The organism is Phenylobacterium sp. GW823-FHT02A09 (assembly GCF_058797775.1).
Genome location: NZ_JBXAJZ010000006.1, coordinates 55591 through 71608, shown reverse-complemented (window position 1 = coordinate 71608; position 16018 = coordinate 55591). Strand labels below are relative to the sequence as shown.

At 69.5% G+C, this 16018-nt stretch carries 17 protein-coding genes; 14 read left to right on the top strand and 3 right to left on the bottom strand.

Translation table 11 applies throughout. The annotated features are described in order from the left end of the window. The coding region (locus AC1Q87_RS21390) for a TonB-dependent receptor (RefSeq protein WP_492610849.1) at positions 1–1919 on the bottom strand (1919 nt) is incomplete at its 3' end. Positions 1920–2215: 296 nt separating this feature from the next. Here AC1Q87_RS21390 and AC1Q87_RS21385 point away from each other — a divergent pair. The 5 genes from AC1Q87_RS21385 (at position 2216) to AC1Q87_RS21365 (ending at position 6222) form a co-directional block, all read left to right on the top strand. Then, on the top strand, positions 2216–2806 hold the full coding sequence (locus tag AC1Q87_RS21385; RefSeq protein WP_492610848.1) for a DNA-3-methyladenine glycosylase I: 591 nt from the start codon (positions 2216–2218) through the stop codon (positions 2804–2806). 1 nt (position 2807) lies between these two features. Beyond that, positions 2808–3434: a ribonuclease HII gene (gene rnhB / locus AC1Q87_RS21380; protein ID WP_492610847.1), complete on the top strand. Its 627-nt coding sequence runs from the start codon at positions 2808–2810 to the stop codon at positions 3432–3434. 50 nt (positions 3435–3484) lie between these two features. Beyond that, complete coding sequence (locus tag AC1Q87_RS21375; RefSeq protein ID WP_492610846.1) at positions 3485–4537, top strand: DUF2332 domain-containing protein; 1053 nt, start codon at positions 3485–3487, stop codon at positions 4535–4537. An 88-nt stretch (positions 4538–4625) separates the two neighbouring features. Beyond that, positions 4626–5708, top strand: coding sequence for a site-specific DNA-methyltransferase (locus AC1Q87_RS21370; RefSeq protein WP_492610845.1), 1083 nt, complete (start codon positions 4626–4628; stop codon positions 5706–5708). Between the two features lie 4 nt (positions 5709–5712). After that, complete coding sequence (locus tag AC1Q87_RS21365) at positions 5713–6222, top strand: GrpB family protein (protein ID WP_492610844.1); 510 nt, start codon at positions 5713–5715, stop codon at positions 6220–6222. Here the strand turns inward: AC1Q87_RS21365 and mutY are convergent. Then, positions 6219–7268 (bottom strand): A/G-specific adenine glycosylase, encoded by a 1050-nt coding sequence (mutY, locus tag AC1Q87_RS21360; protein WP_492610901.1) that lies wholly within the window; start codon positions 7266–7268, stop codon positions 6219–6221. The genes AC1Q87_RS21365 and mutY overlap by 4 nt on opposite strands. A 56-nt stretch (positions 7269–7324) precedes the next feature. Between mutY and AC1Q87_RS21355 the strand changes: the two genes are divergently transcribed. The 9 genes from AC1Q87_RS21355 to AC1Q87_RS21315 all read left to right on the top strand — a co-directional run bounded on the left by AC1Q87_RS21355 (position 7325) and on the right by AC1Q87_RS21315 (position 15491). Continuing rightward, positions 7325–7870, top strand: a complete 546-nt coding sequence (locus AC1Q87_RS21355) for a DUF721 domain-containing protein (protein WP_492610843.1) — start codon at positions 7325–7327, stop codon at positions 7868–7870. Between the two features lie 86 nt (positions 7871–7956). Continuing rightward, on the top strand, positions 7957–8574 hold the full coding sequence (locus AC1Q87_RS21350; RefSeq protein WP_492610842.1) for a DsbA family protein: 618 nt from the start codon (positions 7957–7959) through the stop codon (positions 8572–8574). A 3-nt stretch (positions 8575–8577) separates the two neighbouring features. Beyond that, positions 8578–9192 carry a thioredoxin domain-containing protein gene (locus AC1Q87_RS21345; RefSeq protein ID WP_492610841.1) on the top strand — a complete coding sequence of 205 codons (615 nt, stop codon included), beginning with the start codon at positions 8578–8580 and terminating at the stop codon, positions 9190–9192. 16 nt (positions 9193–9208) lie between these two features. Then, a complete protein-coding gene (locus AC1Q87_RS21340) occupies positions 9209–12652 on the top strand; it encodes an AAA family ATPase (RefSeq protein ID WP_492610840.1) in 3444 nt (1147 codons plus the stop codon). Between the two features lie 226 nt (positions 12653–12878). Beyond that, entirely contained in the window at positions 12879–13229 is a 351-nt protein-coding gene (locus AC1Q87_RS21335) for an AtpZ/AtpI family protein (RefSeq protein ID WP_183772058.1), read from the top strand. A gap of 16 nt (positions 13230–13245) precedes the next feature. Continuing rightward, positions 13246–14031: a F0F1 ATP synthase subunit A gene (locus AC1Q87_RS21330; RefSeq protein WP_492610839.1), complete on the top strand. Its 786-nt coding sequence runs from the start codon at positions 13246–13248 to the stop codon at positions 14029–14031. A 52-nt stretch (positions 14032–14083) separates the two neighbouring features. Then, positions 14084–14308 (top strand): F0F1 ATP synthase subunit C, encoded by a 225-nt coding sequence (locus AC1Q87_RS21325; RefSeq protein WP_183772054.1) that lies wholly within the window; start codon positions 14084–14086, stop codon positions 14306–14308. A 77-nt stretch (positions 14309–14385) separates the two neighbouring features. Next, positions 14386–14988, top strand: a complete 603-nt coding sequence (locus tag AC1Q87_RS21320) for a F0F1 ATP synthase subunit B family protein (protein ID WP_492610838.1) — start codon at positions 14386–14388, stop codon at positions 14986–14988. After that, entirely contained in the window at positions 14988–15491 is a 504-nt protein-coding gene (locus AC1Q87_RS21315; protein ID WP_436062746.1) for a F0F1 ATP synthase subunit B, read from the top strand. Before AC1Q87_RS21320 ends, AC1Q87_RS21315 begins: the two co-directional genes overlap by 1 nt. Before the next feature lie 11 nt (positions 15492–15502). Here the strand turns inward: AC1Q87_RS21315 and AC1Q87_RS21310 are convergent, their stop codons facing one another. Next, a complete protein-coding gene (locus AC1Q87_RS21310; RefSeq protein WP_436062747.1) occupies positions 15503–15901 on the bottom strand; it encodes a PGPGW domain-containing protein in 399 nt (132 codons plus the stop codon). Positions 15902–16018: the final 117 nt, after the last annotated feature.

Here is a 16018-nt window from a genome sequence, read left to right as displayed (position 1 = left end):
TGAGCCTGTTGGCCCTGAGCCTGTTGGCCCTGAGCCTGTTGGCCCTGAGCCTGTTGGCCCTGAGCCTGTTGGCCCTGAGCCTGTTGGCCCTGTTGCCCCTGGCCCTGCCCTTGCTGCCCCTGCCGCTCAGCCTGCATGGCCTGGAACCGCTGGCGCATGGCCGCCTGCTGCTCGGGGGTCGGCTGCGGACCGACCGGGCGTGAATAGGTGAAGCCGTAGCGCAGCTCGTCGCGCGATTGCTTGGCGAAGTTCACCGGCCGCGCGTCGATCAGGGTCAGCTCGCCGGCCGCGTTACGCACGAAGCGGTCTGGGAAGGCGTCCTCGATCTGGGTCGAGGCCGACGGGAAGGCGGCCACCGCGTCGTCGGTGCGGGTCGAGACGTAGTTGGCCTGGAAGCTCAGGTTCACCTTGTCCCAGGGCTTGTAGGTGACGCCGAGCTTGAGGGTGTCGCGCTGGCTGGAATCCAGGGTCTCGAGGCCGCCGCTCACCCGGGTCACCTCGACGGTCTGGCCGGTGCGGAAGTCGAACACCCGCACGCCGGGGGTCGACGTCAGTGGGTCGCCCAGCTGGTTCATCGTCGGCGCCTGGTCGGTGCGCGTGAACGAGGCCAGCACCCGCAGCGGCTTGATCGGCGTCCAGTTGAGGCCGCCGCCGATCGTCTGCAGGTCGCCGAAGTCGGACAGGTTCTGGTAGCCGACGTTCACATTCGCCGACAGCTTGCCGAGGTGCTCGCCCAGCCCTTCGCCGTCACGGATCAGCGGCACGTCGAAATTAGCCTGCAGCTGGCCGATGTTGCGGTCCAGCGTGTTGGACGTGGCGACGCCCAGGCGGTCGGCCTCGCTCTCGAACTGGGTGGCCGAGACCCGTGCGGTCAGGGTGGTGCTGACCTGGCCGGCCGGCAGCTCCCACAGTGCGCGGTTCAGCACGATGTCGGACTGCGCGGTGGTGGTCGTGCTCTTGGTGCGGTCGGTATAGGGCAGGCCGTTGAAGTCGCGGTCGGTCGAGGACTTGGCGACGTCCTGGGTCAGCCCGCCGGTGTACGACCACTGCCAGCCGGCATAGGCGCCGGCGGCCGCGGCGGCGATCCGCCCCGAGAGGGTTTCCGAGCGGCGCAGCAGCGCGTCGTCCGAGAACGGCGACAGGCCGAGCTTGCCCTGGCTGTCGGTGAAATCGAGCCCGGCGTTGATGGTGCCGTTGACGCCCTCGCCCAGCGGCCGCGCATAGACGCCGTTCAGCGACAGGGCGGTGGTGTCCGAGCTCAGCGTGCGCAGGTCGCCCTCGCCGCCGACGATGTCGCGGTCGCCTTCGTAGATCGGCTTGGTGTCGGTGACCCGCGCGTCCAGCATCAGCCGCTGACCGCGCAGGATGTTCAGCACCGAGCCGTGGCCCATGACGCTCTGGCCGCCGCCGTCCTGGGTCGGGCTCGAGCCCGAGGCCTCGGCCAAAGTCGCCTTGAAGCGCTGGCGCAGGACGAAGTTCACGACCTTCTGGTCCGCCGGATAGCCGTACTTCAGCGAAACCTCTTCGGGCAGGATGTCGACCCGCGCGATCGCCTCGGTCGGCAGGTCGCGGATCTCGGCGAAGCCGGTGATCCGCCCGCCGTTGATCAACACGACCGGACGCCCGCCCGAGCCCTGGCCGCTGGTCAGCTGCGGCGACAGCGCGTCGAGCAGCTCGGTGACGCTGGCGGCGCCATAGGCCCGGATCTCGCGCGGCGAGATCGACAGCTCCGGGGTGATGTCGCCGATCACCGAGCCCGGCAGATTGCGGGCGCCGGCGACGACCACCAGCTCCTCGACCTCGGTCTCCTGGTCATGCTCGTCGGTCTGCGCCAGCGCGCCTCCGGCGCAGAGCGAAGCCGCGGCGACCCCGCAGAGCAGGCGGGCGGCGATCCGGCGTGGAAAAGGCGATGAACTCACGAGGTGCAATCCAGGTCATTGGGGAGGATGGAGACGAAGCTCTGCGGCTAACTGCCTCCGCTCTCCTGAACGGGAGATGAGGCGAGTTTCCGTCGCTGTTGTTTCGCGCATTCGTCAGAATCGACAAAAACCTGCCGGGCGCCGATAGACGCCGATAGACATTGAAACGTCCGCGACAAACCGCGCCCTGGCGCGCCTAGCGGCGGCTTGCTGCAAGGTCGCGGCGAAAACCTGCCGATGGACCCGCTATCGGCAGCGCTTGAAGCCCTCTCTGCCGAAAGCCAAGACTGCGCCCCATGACCGGCGATCTGATTCGATGCGGCTGGCGCGGCATGGCCGGCGACCCGCTCTACGAGGCCTACCACGACAACGAGTGGGGCGTGCCCGAGTACGACTCCCGCGCCCTCTGGGAGAAGCTCGTCCTCGACGGCTTCCAGGCCGGCCTCGCCTGGATCACGATCCTGCGAAAGCGCGACGCCTTCCGCGAGGCCTTCGCCGGCTTCGATCCCGACCTCGTCGCCCGCTTCGGCGAGGCCGAGCGCGCGGCGCTGATGGCCAACGCCGGCATCGTCCGCTCGAACGCCAAGATCGACGCCGCCATCCAGAGCGCGCGGATCTATCTCGACATGCGCGAGAAGGGCGAGGACTTCAGCCAGTTCATCTGGAGCTTCACCAACGGCCGCGTGGTCCAGAACAAATGGGCCGAGATCGGTCAGGTGCCGGCCCAGACCCGCGTCGCCGAGGAGATGTCCAAGGCCTTGAAGGCCAAGGGTTTCAAGTTCGTCGGCCCGGTCATCGTCTACGCCTTCATGCAGGCGACCGGCGTCGTCAACGACCACCTGACCTGCTGCCACCGCCACGAACAAGTCAAACGGCTGGTGCGTTAGTATGCCCGACATGATGCTCGAACTGGCCTGTCCGATCGGCCCCGTCTGCGGGGTGGACGAGGCCGGCCGCGGCCCCTGGGCCGGACCGGTCAGCGCCGGCGCCGTGATCCTCGACCCGCAGTGCGTGCCCGACGGGCTCAATGACTCGAAGAAGCTCAGCGCCAAGGCTCGCGACGCCCTGGAACTTGAGATCAAATCCGTCGCCATCGCGTGGGGCGTCGGCTTCGCCAGCGTCGACGAGATCGACGAGCTGAACATCCTGCACGCCACGGGCCTGGCCATGCGCCGGGCCGTCGAGGCGCTGTCGGTCACGCCCGCCTTCGCCCTCGTCGACGGCAACTACAAGTTCAAATTGCCCTGCGAAATCAAGACCGTGATCAAGGGCGACTCGATCAGCGCCTCGATCGCCGCGGCCTCCATCCTGGCCAAGACTGCCCGCGACCGGCTGATGGTCGAGATGGACGGCCTCTATCCCGGCTACGGCTTCGCCGGCCACAAGGGCTACCACGCCCAGGTCCACGTCGAGGCGCTGCGGACCCTCGGTCCCTGCCCGATCCACCGCCGCGGCTGGGAGCCGATCCGTCTGGCCCTGATCGAGCGCGGCGAACTCGTCGACGTCGTCGATTGATCCATTGAATCAAGATTGACGCCCCGCCCCCGCGGACCGATCGCGGGGACATGGACAGCGCTCTCGCCCCCTCGCTCCGCCTGCAGGCCCAGGCCTGCCTGGCCCTCGGCTCGCCCTTCCACGCGCAGTTGCTCGACCACGCGGCCGACGACCTCGAGGCCGGCGGCCCGACCGCCGCCCTGCTGGCGCCCTGGGCCGGCCAGGACCTGCGCCCCCTGATGGCCGGAGCCGTCCCGCTGCGACTGGTCGGGGCCCTGCATGACCTGGTGCTGAGCGGCGAGGATCCCGCCCTCGCCGTCGTCTATCCCCAGCCGGGCAAGGCTTTCGACGCCGCCACGGCCTGGCCTGAGGTTCGCCGCGCAATGGCGCAGCACGCCGGCCGCCTCGCCGCCTTCATGGACCACGAGCCGCAGACCAACGAGGTGCGCCGCTCCGCCGCCCTGCTCGGCGGCTTCCTGACCGTGGCCAAGCAGACCGGCCTGCCGCTGCGCTGCTTCGAGATCGCCGCCAGCGCCGGCCTCAACCTTTCCTGGGACCGCTACCGCTATGACCTGTCCGGCGCACCCTGGGGTCCGGACAGCCCGGTGCGGCTGCCCTCCGACTGGTCCGGCGTCATGCCGCCGCTGGACGCGCAGGTCCGCGTCATTCACCGCCAAGCCTGCGACCGCCGGCCAGTGGACCTCAAGGACCCCGTCCAACGCCGACGCCTGATGGCCTATGTCTGGCCCGATCAGTTCGACCGGCTGGAGCGAATTCGCGCGGCGATCGACGTCGCGCTGGCGAACGAGATCACCGTCGAGGCGGCCGACGCCGTCGAGTGGACCGCGCGCTCGGCGGCCCCGGCTCCGGGCGCGGCGAGCGTCATCTACCACTCCGTGTTCTGGCAATACATGCCCGCCGAAAGCCAGGTCGCGCTACGACAGACTATTGAATTCCTTGGCGTATCCGCCACGGATGACGCCCCGCTCGCCTGGCTGCGGATGGAGCCGCCGCCCGAGAACCCGGCGATCATGGAGGTGCGGCTCACGATGTGGCCCGGCGGCGAGGAGCGCGTCCTGGCGGTCGTTCACGCTCACGGCGCCTCGGCGAGATGGACCGGTTAACCAAGATCAACGGCCGTTAACCACGTTCGGTAAAGGCCCGTTCACCACGAGGACTCAGGATTCTGACTCCGGACATCGAGGTGACCTTATGGGCGTTCAGGCCGACACGATTATTCACGGCGACTGCATCGAGGAGCTGAAGAAGCTGCCCGAGAAGTCGGTCGACCTGGTCTTCGCCGACCCGCCCTACAACCTCCAGCTCGGCGGCGACCTCCTGCGTCCCGACAACTCCAAGGTCGACGCCGTCGACGACCATTGGGACCAGTTCGAGAGCTTCGCGGCCTACGACAAGTTCACCCGCGAGTGGCTGACCGAGTGCCGCCGGGTGCTCAAGGACGACGGCGCCCTCTGGGTGATCGGCAGCTATCACAACATCTTCCGGGTCGGCGCGACGCTGCAGGACCTGGGCTTCTGGCTGCTCAACGACATCGTCTGGCGCAAGACCAACCCGATGCCGAACTTCAAGGGCACCCGGTTCACCAACGCCCACGAGACCCTGATTTGGGCCGCCAAGGGCCGCGGCTCGCGCCGCTACACCTTCAACTACGACGCCATGAAAATGGCCAACGACGACGTCCAGATGCGCTCGGACTGGACCTTCCCGCTGTGCACCGGCGAGGAGCGCCTGAAGGACGAGAACGGCGCCAAGGCCCACCCGACCCAGAAGCCGGAAGCCCTGCTGCATCGCGTGATCCTGGCCTCGACCAAGCCCGGCGACATCATCCTCGACCCGTTCTTCGGCACCGGCACCACCGGCGCCGCCGCCAAGCGCCTGGGCCGCCGCTATATCGGCCTGGAGCAGGACGAGAAGTACGTCGCCCTGGCCAAGGACCGGATCAGCAAGATCGTCCCCATCGCGCCGGGCGACCTGGAGGTCACCGGCTCCAAGAAGTCCGAGCCGCGCGTGCCGTTCGGCCAGGTGCTGGAAGCTGGCCTGCTCAGCCCCGGCGACGCGCTCTACTGCCCCAAGGGCGAACGCATGGCCCGCGTCCGCGCCGACGGCAGCCTGGTGGTCGGCGATCTCTCTGGCTCGATCCACAAGGTCGGCGCCATGATCCAGTCGGCCCCGGCCTGCAACGGCTGGACCTACTGGCACTTCAAGTCCGACAAGGGCCTGGCCCCCATCGACGTGCTGCGCGCCAAGATCCGCTCGGCGATGCCGCAGGCCTGAGGCCGTGGCCTACGGGTTAGGGCTTGAGCGGACCGAGAACCGGCTGGCCGCGTCCAATCCCCAATGGGGACAGGCGTTCGAGGAGGAGGCCGCCCGCATCCGCGCGGCGGTCGGCTCCGACATCATCGCTCTGGAACACTACGGCAGCACCTCGGTGCCCGGGCTCTCGGCCAAGCCGATTATCGACCTGTTGATCGGAGTCGCCGACCTATCGGTCGCCGACCGCCACGCCTCGGCGATGGTCGGCCTGGGCTATGACGACGCCGGCGATGGCGGCGTCGAGGGACACCGGATCTTCGGCAAGGGCGCCGCGCGCACCCACTTGGCGCACTTCGTCGTCCACGACGGCGCGGAATGGATCGCGACGCTGCAGTTTCGCGACAAGCTTCGGGCGGATCCCAGCCTGCGCGCCGCCTATGAGCAGTTGAAGACCGGCCTGGTCGCCGAGCATCCTACGGACCGCGCTGCATACACCGCCGGCAAGTCCCAGTTCATCCGCGCGGCCCTGGCCTAGAGCAGGTTGCTCAGCCCCGCCCGCGCGGCCTTGAGGAACACGCTCGGCAGCGCGTCGAGGCCCGAGCGCGGCGTCCAGATCACGCCCTCGGCATCGCCCTCGGCCCGCAGCAGCCTCAGGGTCAGGCTGAAGTGCGTGAACACGTGCTCGACCTCGCCCACCGCCCGCCAGTCGGCGCCCACCGGCGCGGCCGCCGCGGCCTCCGCGTCGCTCCACCCCATGGTGCGCCAGTCGCTGGTCGGCAGGGCCAGCATGCCGCCCAGCAGCCCCTTGGGCGGCCGGCGCACCAGCGCCACTGCGTTCCCGCGGGTAAGGATGTAGGCCACCCCGTTGCGGTGCGGCCGCGCCGCCTTGGGCGTCTTGCGCGGATAGGTTTCCGGCTCGCCGCCGGCCAGGCCGGCGCAGAACTCCGCGATGGGGCAGCGGTCGCAAAGCGGCCCCTTGGGCCGACACACCGTCGCGCCGAGGTCCATCAACGCCTGGGCCCAGTCGCCCGGCCGATGGTCGCGCACCAGCGAGCCGGCCAGGGCCTTCAGTTCGGCCTTGCCGTCCGGCAGCGGCGTCTCCACCGCGAACAGCCGCGACATCACCCGCTCGACATTGCCGTCGACCACGTTGGTCGGCAGGTCAAAGGCGATCGCCCCGACCGCTGCGGCGGTATAGGGCCCCAGGCCCGGCAGGCCCCGCAGTCCCTCTTCGGTGTCGGGAAACACCCCGCCGTGGTCGCCGGCCACCGCCCGGGCGCAGGCCAGCAGGTTGCGGGCCCGGGCGTAGTAGCCAAGCCCGGCCCAGGCGGCCATCACCTCGCCGTCGTCCTCAGCGGCAAGGTCGCTGACGCTCGGCCAGCGGTGGGTGAACTTGAGGAAGAACGGCGTGGCGTGCGGCACCGTCGTCTGCTGGAGCATCACCTCCGACAGCCAGACGCGATAGGGATCGGCGCGCACCCCCAGGCCATGGTCGGCCGGCCCGACCCGCCAGGGCAGGTCGCGGGCGTTGGCGTCGTACCAGGCCAGCAGGCGGTCGCGGAGCGTCTCGGGCGTCACCAGGTCTCAGCTACCCGATCCTCGCCTCGGACGGGAGCCTTGTTGTAGAGTGCGCGCCGATGCCCCGCCCCCTGCCCACTCCCGCCGAAGCCGCCGAGATCCTGGCGCGCAAGCGCACGCGGCCGCAGCACCGGCCGCCGCCGGTCGCCGGGCGGGGTCTCTCCAAGCTCCTCAAGGAGCTGGACGCCAAGTACGGCCAGGGGCCCGGCGCGCTGCAGGCGCGCTGGCGCGAGATCGTCGGCGTCGAACTGGCCAAGCGCACCGAGCCGGTGAAGCTGACCAAGCCGCGCGGCGGCGGACCGGGGGCGCTGGAGATCCGCGTCGCCGGCGCCTCGGCGGCGCTCATCCAGCACCAGGCGCATGAGATCGTCTCGCGGGTGAACCTGTTCCTCGGCGAGGGGGCGGTGAACAAGCTGCGCATAGTGCAGGGACCGCTGCGCAACGCCGCCTCGATCGAACCGAAAGCCGCCCGCAAACGCACCGCCCCGCTGGACGCCGCCCGCGAAGCCGAGCTCGCCAGGTCGCTTGAGAACGCTCCCGACGGCCCCCTGAAAGCCGCATTGCTGAGGTTGGGTCGGGGCGTTATGCGGCGAGGAGCCGGCTGAGCCCGGTTGACTTCACCCCGGCGCCCACGTTCCACGGGCCGGGAATCGCGCTTTAATCTTTCATTCGGACTTCCGCAGAGGTGCAAATGCCGAACTTCAACCGTCGTCTTCTCGTCGTTGCGGCCCTGGGCGCGCTCGCGCTGGCCGGCTGCTCCAAGAGCGGCGGCGCCGGGTCCGTCGACACCGCCGACATGACCCTGGGCGATCCGAACGCCAAGGTGAAGATCGTCGAGTACGCCTCGCTGACCTGCAGCCACTGCGGCAAGTTCAACAACGAGGTCTTCCCCGAGTTCAAGAAGAAGTACATCGACACCGGCAAGGTGCATTACACCTTCAAGGAATTCCTGACCCCGCCGAACGAGGTCGCCGCAGCCGGCTTCCTGACCGCGCGCTGCGCCGGCAAGGACAAGTACTTCCAGGTCACCGACGCCATCTTCCATGCCCAGCAGGAGATGTTCACCACCGGCGACATGCGCGGGATCCTGCTGCGCACCGCCCAGTCGGCGGGCATGACCGAAGAGAAGTTCAACGCCTGCATCACCGACGAAGCGGCGCTGAAGGCCCTGAACGAGCGCGTCGAAAAGGCCATCAAGGTCGACAAGATCAGCGCGACGCCGTCGTTCATCGTCAACGGCAAGAAGGTCAAGGAAGGCGAAATGACCATGGCCGAGCTCGACGCGGCCGTCGCCGAGGCCTCGAAGTAAGCCATGCGCCAGCCGAACCGCCGCATCGCCGTCGCCGCCTTCGGGGCGCTAGCGCTGTGCGCCGGTTCGGCCCTGGCCGCGCCTGTGGCCCTGCCCGACGACATGACGCTGGGCGATCCCAAGGCCAAGGTGAAGCTGGTCGAGTACGCCTCGCTCAGCTGCAGCCACTGCGCGACCTTCAACAACGAGGTCTTTCCGGCCTTCAAGAAGAAGTACATCGACACCGGCAAGGTCCACTACACCCTGCGCGAGATCCTGACCCCGCCGGCCCAGGTGGCCGCCGCCGGCTTCATCACCGCCCGCTGCGCCGGCAAGGACAAGTATTTCACCGTCGTCGACGCGGTGTTCCGCGGCCACGACGAGATGGTCAAGACCGGCGACGCCCGTAGCGTTCTGGTCGGTGCAGCCCAGGCCGGCGGCCTGAGCGAAGCCCAGTTCGAAGCCTGCCTCTCCGACACCGCCAACCTCGAAGCGCTGAACGCCCGCGTGGCCCGCAACGCCAAGCAGGGCGAGATCACCGGCACCCCCACCTTCGTGTTCAACGGCAAGAAGGTGAAGGAAGGCGAGATGACCGCCGCCGAACTCGACGCCGCGGTCGCCGCGGCCTCCAAGCGGTAGGAGGCGCCCCCGGCCCGTGCATTTCCAGAGGCTCCGACTCTCCGGCTTCAAGTCCTTCGTCGATCCGACCGAGTTTCGGATCGAGCCCGGAGTCACGGGCATCGTCGGACCGAACGGCTGCGGCAAGTCGAACCTGCTGGAAGCCCTGCGCTGGGTGATGGGGGCCAATTCCGCCAAGGCGATGCGCGCCGGCGGCATGGACGACGTGATCTTCGCCGGCTCTGGAAACCGCGCTTCGCGCAACCACGCCGAAGTCGTCCTGACCATCGACAACGCCGACCGCCGCGCCCCGCCGGCCTTCAACGACGCCCCAGTGCTCGAGGTGGTGCGGCGGATCGATAAGGGCGCCGGCTCGACCTACAAGATCAACGGCCGCGAAGTCCGCGCCCGCGACGTCCAGCTGCTGTTCGCCGACGCCTCGACCGGTTCGAACTCCCCGGCCCTGGTGCGCCAGGGCCAGATCTCCGAGTTGATCGCGGCCAAGCCGCAGAACCGCCGGCTGATCCTGGAAGAAGCGGCCGGCGTCTCGGGCCTGCATTCGCGTCGGCATGAAGCCGAGCTGCGCCTGCGCGCCGCCGAAGCCAACCTGGCGCGGCTCGACGACGTCTCCGGCGAGCTGGAGACCGCGCTGAACCGTCTGCGGCGCGAGGCCCGCCAGGCCGAGCGCTACAAGAAGCTGTCGGCCGAGATCCGCGCCCTGCAAGGCGCGGTGCTGTTCGCGCGCTGGTCCGAGGCCCGCGACGCCGCCGTGCGCCTGCGCGAGGAAGCCGCCGCCGCCGCCGCCGCGGTCGAGGCCAACACTCGCGAAGCCGCGGCCGCGACCACGCGCGCCGCCCAGGCCGAAGAGGCGATCAAGCCCCTGCGCGAGGCCGAGGCCATCGCCGCGGCGATCCTGAACCGCCTGGCCATCGACAAGGACCGGCTCGAGCGCGAGGGCGAGGCCCTGGCCGCCGAGGTCGAGCGCCTGACCGGCGATCTGACCCGCATCGACGGCGACCGCGCCCGCGAGACCCAGATCGCCCACGACGCCCAGGCCGCCCTGGCCCGGATGGTCGAGGACCTGGAGGCGCTGGAGGCCGCCATCGCCGCCGCTCCCGAGCGCGTGCCGGAGCTGGAAGCCGCCGCCCGCACCGCCGACGAGGCCCGCATCGCCGCCGACAAGGCGGTCGAAGAACTGGCGGCCCTGGCCGCCGCCGACGAGGCCCGCCGCCGCGCCGGCGCCGCCCGCGTCGACGAGGCCCAGAACCGGGTCTCGCGCACCCGCCGCGCCCTCGACCAGGCCAAGGGCGAACGCGCCCAGCTCGGCCCGGCCGTCACCCCGCAGATCGAAGAGGCCCGCGCCGAGCTTGAGCGCGCCCAGACGGCGCTCGCCGCCGTCCGCGCCGCGCTGGAGCTCGCCGAAGACGAGCGCGGCAAGGCCGCCGCCGCCGAGGCCGAGGCTCGCGAGGCCGCCCGCAAGCAGGACGAACACCTCGGGCGGCTGACCGCCGAGGCCCGCGCCCTGGCCCAGATCGTCGCCCAGCAGCGCCGCGCCGGCTTCGCGCCGGCCCTCGACTCGGTCGTGCCGGCTCGCGGCTACGAACGCGCGGTCGCCGCCGCGCTCGGCGACGACCTGGACGCCGCCCTCGACCCGAAGGCCCCGGCCTACTGGGGCGGCGGCGAGATCGCGCCTGCCGCCTGGCCGACCGGCGTCGAACCGCTGGCCGGCAAGGTGAAGGCTCCCGACGCCTTGGCCGCCCGCCTGGCCCACATCGCCGTGGTCGCGCGCGAGGACGGCGACCGGCTGCAGGTCTCGCTGCCGACCGGCGCGCGGCTGGTCTCCAGGGAAGGCGACCTCTGGCGCTGGGACGGCTTCGTCGCCCGCGCCGACGCGCCCAAGCCCGCCGCCATCCGCATGGAGCAGAAGACCCGGCTGGCCGAGGTCGAGACCGAGATCGAGGCCGTCTCGCCCCGCGCCGCCGCCGCCAAGGAAGCCCTGCAATCGGCCTCGGCCCGGGTCCGCGCCGCCGAGGACGCCGTCCGCAACGCGCGCCGCGAGCCGCCGGCGGCCGAACAGAAGGTCACCATCGCCCGCGGCGTCCTGGAAAAGCTCGATCGCGAGGCCACCCGCCGCGAGGCCCAGGCCCAGTCGCTCGACGACATGATCGGCCGCTTCGAGGCCGAGCTCGCCGACGCCGAGCAGATCCTGGCGACGGCGATCGCCGAAACCTCGAGCCAGAGCGAGGCCGGCGATTTGGTCGAGCGCCTGGCCGCCGCCCGCGCCGCCGCCGGCCCGGCCCGCGAGGCCGCCTCGACCGCGCGCTCGGCCCTCGAACTGGAAGTGCGCGAGCGCGACGGCCGCGCCCGCCGCCATGAAAACCTCAAGCGCGACAGCGACGACTGGACCCGGCGCGGCAAGACCGCCGCCCGCCGTCTGGACGACCTGGCCGAAGGCCGCGCCAAGGTGCAGGCCAATCTCGACACCGCGCTGGAAGCGCCAGCCTCGCACCAGGAGCGACTCGGCAAGCTGCTGGACGAACTGGCCGCCGCCGAAGCCCGCCGCGCCCAGTCGGCCGACGCCTTGGCCCAGGCCGAGGCCGCCCGCACCGAGGCCGACCGCGCCCTGCGCGCAGCCGAAGCCGCCGCCGGCGAGGCCCGCGAGCTGCGCGCCTCGCTCGCCGCCAAGCTGGAAGCGGCGATCGAACGTCTGACCGAGATCACCAGCCAGATCCGCGAGACCGCGCGCATCGAACCCGAGCAGCTCGGCCGGCAGTTGGCCGAGGAAGCCGTCGCCATCCCCACCGACGCCGGCGGCATGGAGGCTCACCTCTACGCGCTGGAACGCCAGCGCGACTCGATCGGGGCCGTGAACCTTCGCGCCGAGGAAGAGGCCGGCGAGCATGCCGCCCGGCTCGAAACCATGATGAGCGAGCGCACCGACCTGACCGGCGCCATCGCCAAGCTGCGCCAGGGCATCGACGAACTGAACGGCGAAGGCCGCGAGCGGCTGCTGGCCGCATTCGAGGTGATCAACGAGCACTTCAAGACGCTCTTCCAGGCCCTTTTCCAGGGCGGCCAGGCCGAGCTGCGGCTGGTCGAGTCCGACGATCCGCTGGAAGCCGGCCTCGAAATCTACGCCTGCCCGCCGGGCAAGCGTCTCTCGACCATGAGCCTGATGAGCGGCGGCGAGCAGGCGCTGACCGCCTGCGCGCTGATCTTCGGGGTGTTCCTTGCCCAGCCGGCGCCGATCTGCGTGCTCGACGAGGTCGACGCCCCGCTCGACGACGCCAATGTCGACCGCTACTGCAACCTGCTCGACGAGATGCGCCGCCGCACCGAGACCCGGTTCATCACCATCACCCACAACCCGGTGACCATGGCGCGGATGGATCGGCTGTTCGGGGTGACCATGGCCGAGCGCGGCGTCTCGCAGCTGGTCTCGGTCGATCTGCGTCAGGCTGAGGCCATGGCGGCGCAGTAAGCCAGGTTCCTCAAGGGAATCTGCGCCGTAGCCAACCTCAGTTCCCGGCAGACGAGCGCCGCGGCCGGTGGACGAGTTGTCGCGACGCCATTTTCCCAAGCAATTACAACGCGCTAAATCACACAACCCCAGCCTTGACGCACCGCACCCGCGCCTATAGGTTCCGCGCGACTTGAAGCCCCGGCCGCGGCGGGCGACGTCGTGGTTCCAAAAGGCCGCCCGACGCATGCCGCATCCGGACAATTCGCGCGACGAGGCCATTAAGCGCCTCGACGAAAGGGCTGCGGCGCTGGAACAGCGCACTACCCCGGTCGTGCGCGACTACGGTTCCAAGGCCGCCGGCTACGGCTATCGCCTCATGGGCGTGCTGATAGGCGGCGTCTTTGTGGGGCTGGGCTTCGGAGCTGGGGCGGACGTCGTTCTGAAGACGGCGCCTTGGGGGATGATCATCGGAGTCCTGGTGGGCTTCGGGGTTTCTATTTGGATGGCCGTTCGTTCGGCCCAGCGCATGAGCGCCGAAGCGGCGAGGGAGTGGGGACCCGTTCAGGACCTCCCCCCCGACGACGAGGACGATTGAGGGAGTTCGAGGCGGCATGGCCGACCCGATGCATCAGTTCGAGATCCACAAGGTCGTGGATCTGCCTTCGTTCACTCTGCCGGGCGTCGGCGCGATTGACCTGTCGATCACCAACTCGACTGTCGCCATGCTGGCGGCCGCGACTCTGGTGATCCTGTTCTTCGCCGTGACCACCGCCAAGGCCGCCGTCGTGCCGGGCCGTCTGCAGGTCATCGGCGAGGGGATGTTCAGCTACATCGACGATCTCGTCACCGGGATCATCGGCCACGAAGGGCGCAAGTTCTTCCCCTACATCCTGACCCTGTTCATGTTCATCCTGATGATGAACATGCTCGGCATGTTCCTGGTCTTCACGGCCACCTCGCAGCTGGCGGTGACCGCTTCGCTGGCGGTGATGACCATGCTGATCGTCATCATCTACGGCGTGCTGCGCAACGGCGCGAACATGTACAAGCTGTTCGTTCCGTCGGGCATCCCCTGGTACATGCTGATCCTGGTCACCCCGATCGAGATCCTGTCCTTCCTGCTGCGTCCGGTGACCCTCGCCCTGCGTCTGTTCGGCAACATGCTGGGCGGCCACGTGGCCATGAAGGTCTTCGCCGGCTTCATCATCTCGCTGGGCGCTCTGGCCGCCACCGGCGGCGTCGCCTCCCTCGCCTATGTGGCGGCGGCTCTCTCGCTGGGCGGCGTCGTCGCTCTGACGGCCCTCGAGTTCCTGGTCGCCTTCCTGCAGGCGTTCGTCTTCGCGGTTCTGGCCTGCGTCTATCTCAACGACGTGGTCAACCTCGGCCATCACCACTGATCGGCCCTCGCACTCAACAACCCTCTTCAACTTTCAAACGGGACTGAAAACTATGGACGCTGAAGCCGCTAAGTTCATCGGCGCTGGCCTCGCTACCCTGGGCATGATCGGCGCCGGCATCGGCGTGGGCACCATCTTCGGCCACTTCCTGGCGGGCGCCACGCGCAACCCGTCGGCCGCCGGCGGCCAGTTCACCAACCTGATCCTGGGCGCGGCTCTGACCGAAGCTCTGGGCATTCTGGCCTTCGTGCTCGGCCTGCTCATCCTGTTCTCCTAAAGCCAGATCCGCAGGTCCCGAGGGGCGCGTCGTCACCGTCGCGCCCTGACCTGCGTTTATAAGGACGCCTAAGCCTTATGGCCGCCGAGACCACATCCCACGAGGCCGTCGCCGCCGAACACGGGGCTCACGCTCCGGCCGGCACGACGGAAGTCGCCGCCCACGGCGGCGGCGAGAGCGGAGGTGGCCTGCCCCAGTTCGAATTCGAACATTGGGGCGGCCAGATCGTCTGGCTCTTCCTCATCTTCGCTGTCCTCTACATCCTGCTGGCCAAGGTCTTCATTCCGCGGCTCCGCTCGATCCAGGACACCCGCGCGGCGACCATCGCCGACGCGGTGACCCAAGCCCGCAGCGTTCAGGCTGAAGCCGAGGCGCAAGCCAAGGCCGCCCAGGCCGAGATCGACGAAGCCCGTGCTCGCGCGCGCAGCCTCGCCGTCGAAGCCAAGGCCAAGGCCGCCGCCGAACTGGCCACCAGCCAGAAGGCCGAAGACGAACGTCTTCAGGCCCAGATGGATGAGGCCGAGGCCCGCATCCGCGGCCTGCGCGACCAGGCCATGTCCAACGTCCGCGGCATCGCCGGCGAGACGGCCCAGGCCATGGTCGAGAAGCTGACCGGTCAGAAGGTGACTGCGGCCGAGATCGACGCGGCGCTCGCCGCTCGCGTTCAAGGAGCCGCCTGATGCCCGCTTTCCTTAATCCCGCCAACGCGGAGTTCTGGGTCGGCGTCGGTCTGCTGATCTTCTTCGGCATCGTGATCTTCGTGGCCAAGGCCCCGAAGGCGATCAACGCTGCACTGGACGCCAAGACCGCCAAGATCCAGGGCGACCTGGACGAAGCGGCCCGCATCCGCGAGGAAGCTCAGCGCCTGCTGACCCAACTGAAGGCCGAGCGCGCCGAAGCCGAGGCGCAAGCCAAGGACATGCTGGCCGCCGCCCAGGAAGAAGCCCGCCGCTACGAGGCCGAAGCCAAGGCGAAGCTGGAGGAGAGCCTGGCTCGCCGTCAGCAGCTCGCCGAGCGCAAGATCGCCAACGCCGAGGCGCAAGCTGCGGCCGAGGTGAAGGCCGCCGCCGCCGATCTGGCGGCTCAGGCCGCCGAGGTGGTGCTGACCAAGCGCCTGTCGGGCGCGAAGACTGATCCGCTGGTCGACCGTGCGATCAGCCAGCTGGGCTCCAAGCTCCAGTAGGAACTAACGGTTTAGCGCCGGCGTCTGAAAAGGCGCCGGCTGCGAACCATGAAGCGAAGGCCCTTAGGCGCCAGAAGACGCTCGATCTTCAAAGCCTGATGCCAGGACATCTTCAGGATTTGCGGATCGCGCCGCAACAGCCGCCGGATCGGTGAGATCACCCGCGGGTGCGCGTGATGCAGGCGGACGAACTGCCGCCGCGCCTTGAACGAGTTGCGCAGGATCACCATCAGCCCGACGACGATCACCGGGATCCCGCCCGGCCCCGGCAGGGGCGCGATCAGGATGCCGGCGACCACGATCAGCCCGCCGACGACGACCAGGCCGAAGCGCACGACTCGGCCCGCGAGATCGCGGGTGACGTCGTCGGTGGCGCGATTACCGCGCACGCTGGGCATGGCGAGTGACACGTTCAAAACCTGGATTGAGCCCGCGCGCCGAACTGGGGAGGACCAGCGGTCGGGCGTCCTGCCGATATGAGAACGTATCTAGGACTCGTAAAGGCGACCCTGCGGTTAAATTTCGTC

Excerpts from the sequence above, each read along its gene's own strand:
- AC1Q87_RS21370 (WP_492610845.1), top strand. The coding sequence starts at position 4,626 with ATGGGCGTTCAGGCCGACACGATTATTCACGGCGACTGCATCGAGGAG.
- AC1Q87_RS21330 (WP_492610839.1), top strand. The coding sequence starts at position 13,246 with ATGGCCGACCCGATGCATCAGTTCGAGATCCACAAGGTCGTGGATCTG.
- AC1Q87_RS21350 (WP_492610842.1), top strand. The coding sequence starts at position 7,957 with ATGCCGAACTTCAACCGTCGTCTTCTCGTCGTTGCGGCCCTGGGCGCG.
- AC1Q87_RS21385 (WP_492610848.1), top strand. The coding sequence starts at position 2,216 with ATGACCGGCGATCTGATTCGATGCGGCTGGCGCGGCATGGCCGGCGAC.
- rnhB (WP_492610847.1), top strand. The coding sequence starts at position 2,808 with ATGCCCGACATGATGCTCGAACTGGCCTGTCCGATCGGCCCCGTCTGC.
- AC1Q87_RS21345 (WP_492610841.1), top strand. The coding sequence starts at position 8,578 with ATGCGCCAGCCGAACCGCCGCATCGCCGTCGCCGCCTTCGGGGCGCTA.
- AC1Q87_RS21335 (WP_183772058.1), top strand. The coding sequence starts at position 12,879 with ATGCCGCATCCGGACAATTCGCGCGACGAGGCCATTAAGCGCCTCGAC.
- AC1Q87_RS21320 (WP_492610838.1), top strand. The coding sequence starts at position 14,386 with ATGGCCGCCGAGACCACATCCCACGAGGCCGTCGCCGCCGAACACGGG.
- AC1Q87_RS21315 (WP_436062746.1), top strand. The coding sequence starts at position 14,988 with ATGCCCGCTTTCCTTAATCCCGCCAACGCGGAGTTCTGGGTCGGCGTC.
- AC1Q87_RS21375 (WP_492610846.1), top strand. The coding sequence starts at position 3,485 with ATGGACAGCGCTCTCGCCCCCTCGCTCCGCCTGCAGGCCCAGGCCTGC.
- AC1Q87_RS21355 (WP_492610843.1), top strand. The coding sequence starts at position 7,325 with ATGCCCCGCCCCCTGCCCACTCCCGCCGAAGCCGCCGAGATCCTGGCG.
- AC1Q87_RS21325 (WP_183772054.1), top strand. The coding sequence starts at position 14,084 with ATGGACGCTGAAGCCGCTAAGTTCATCGGCGCTGGCCTCGCTACCCTG.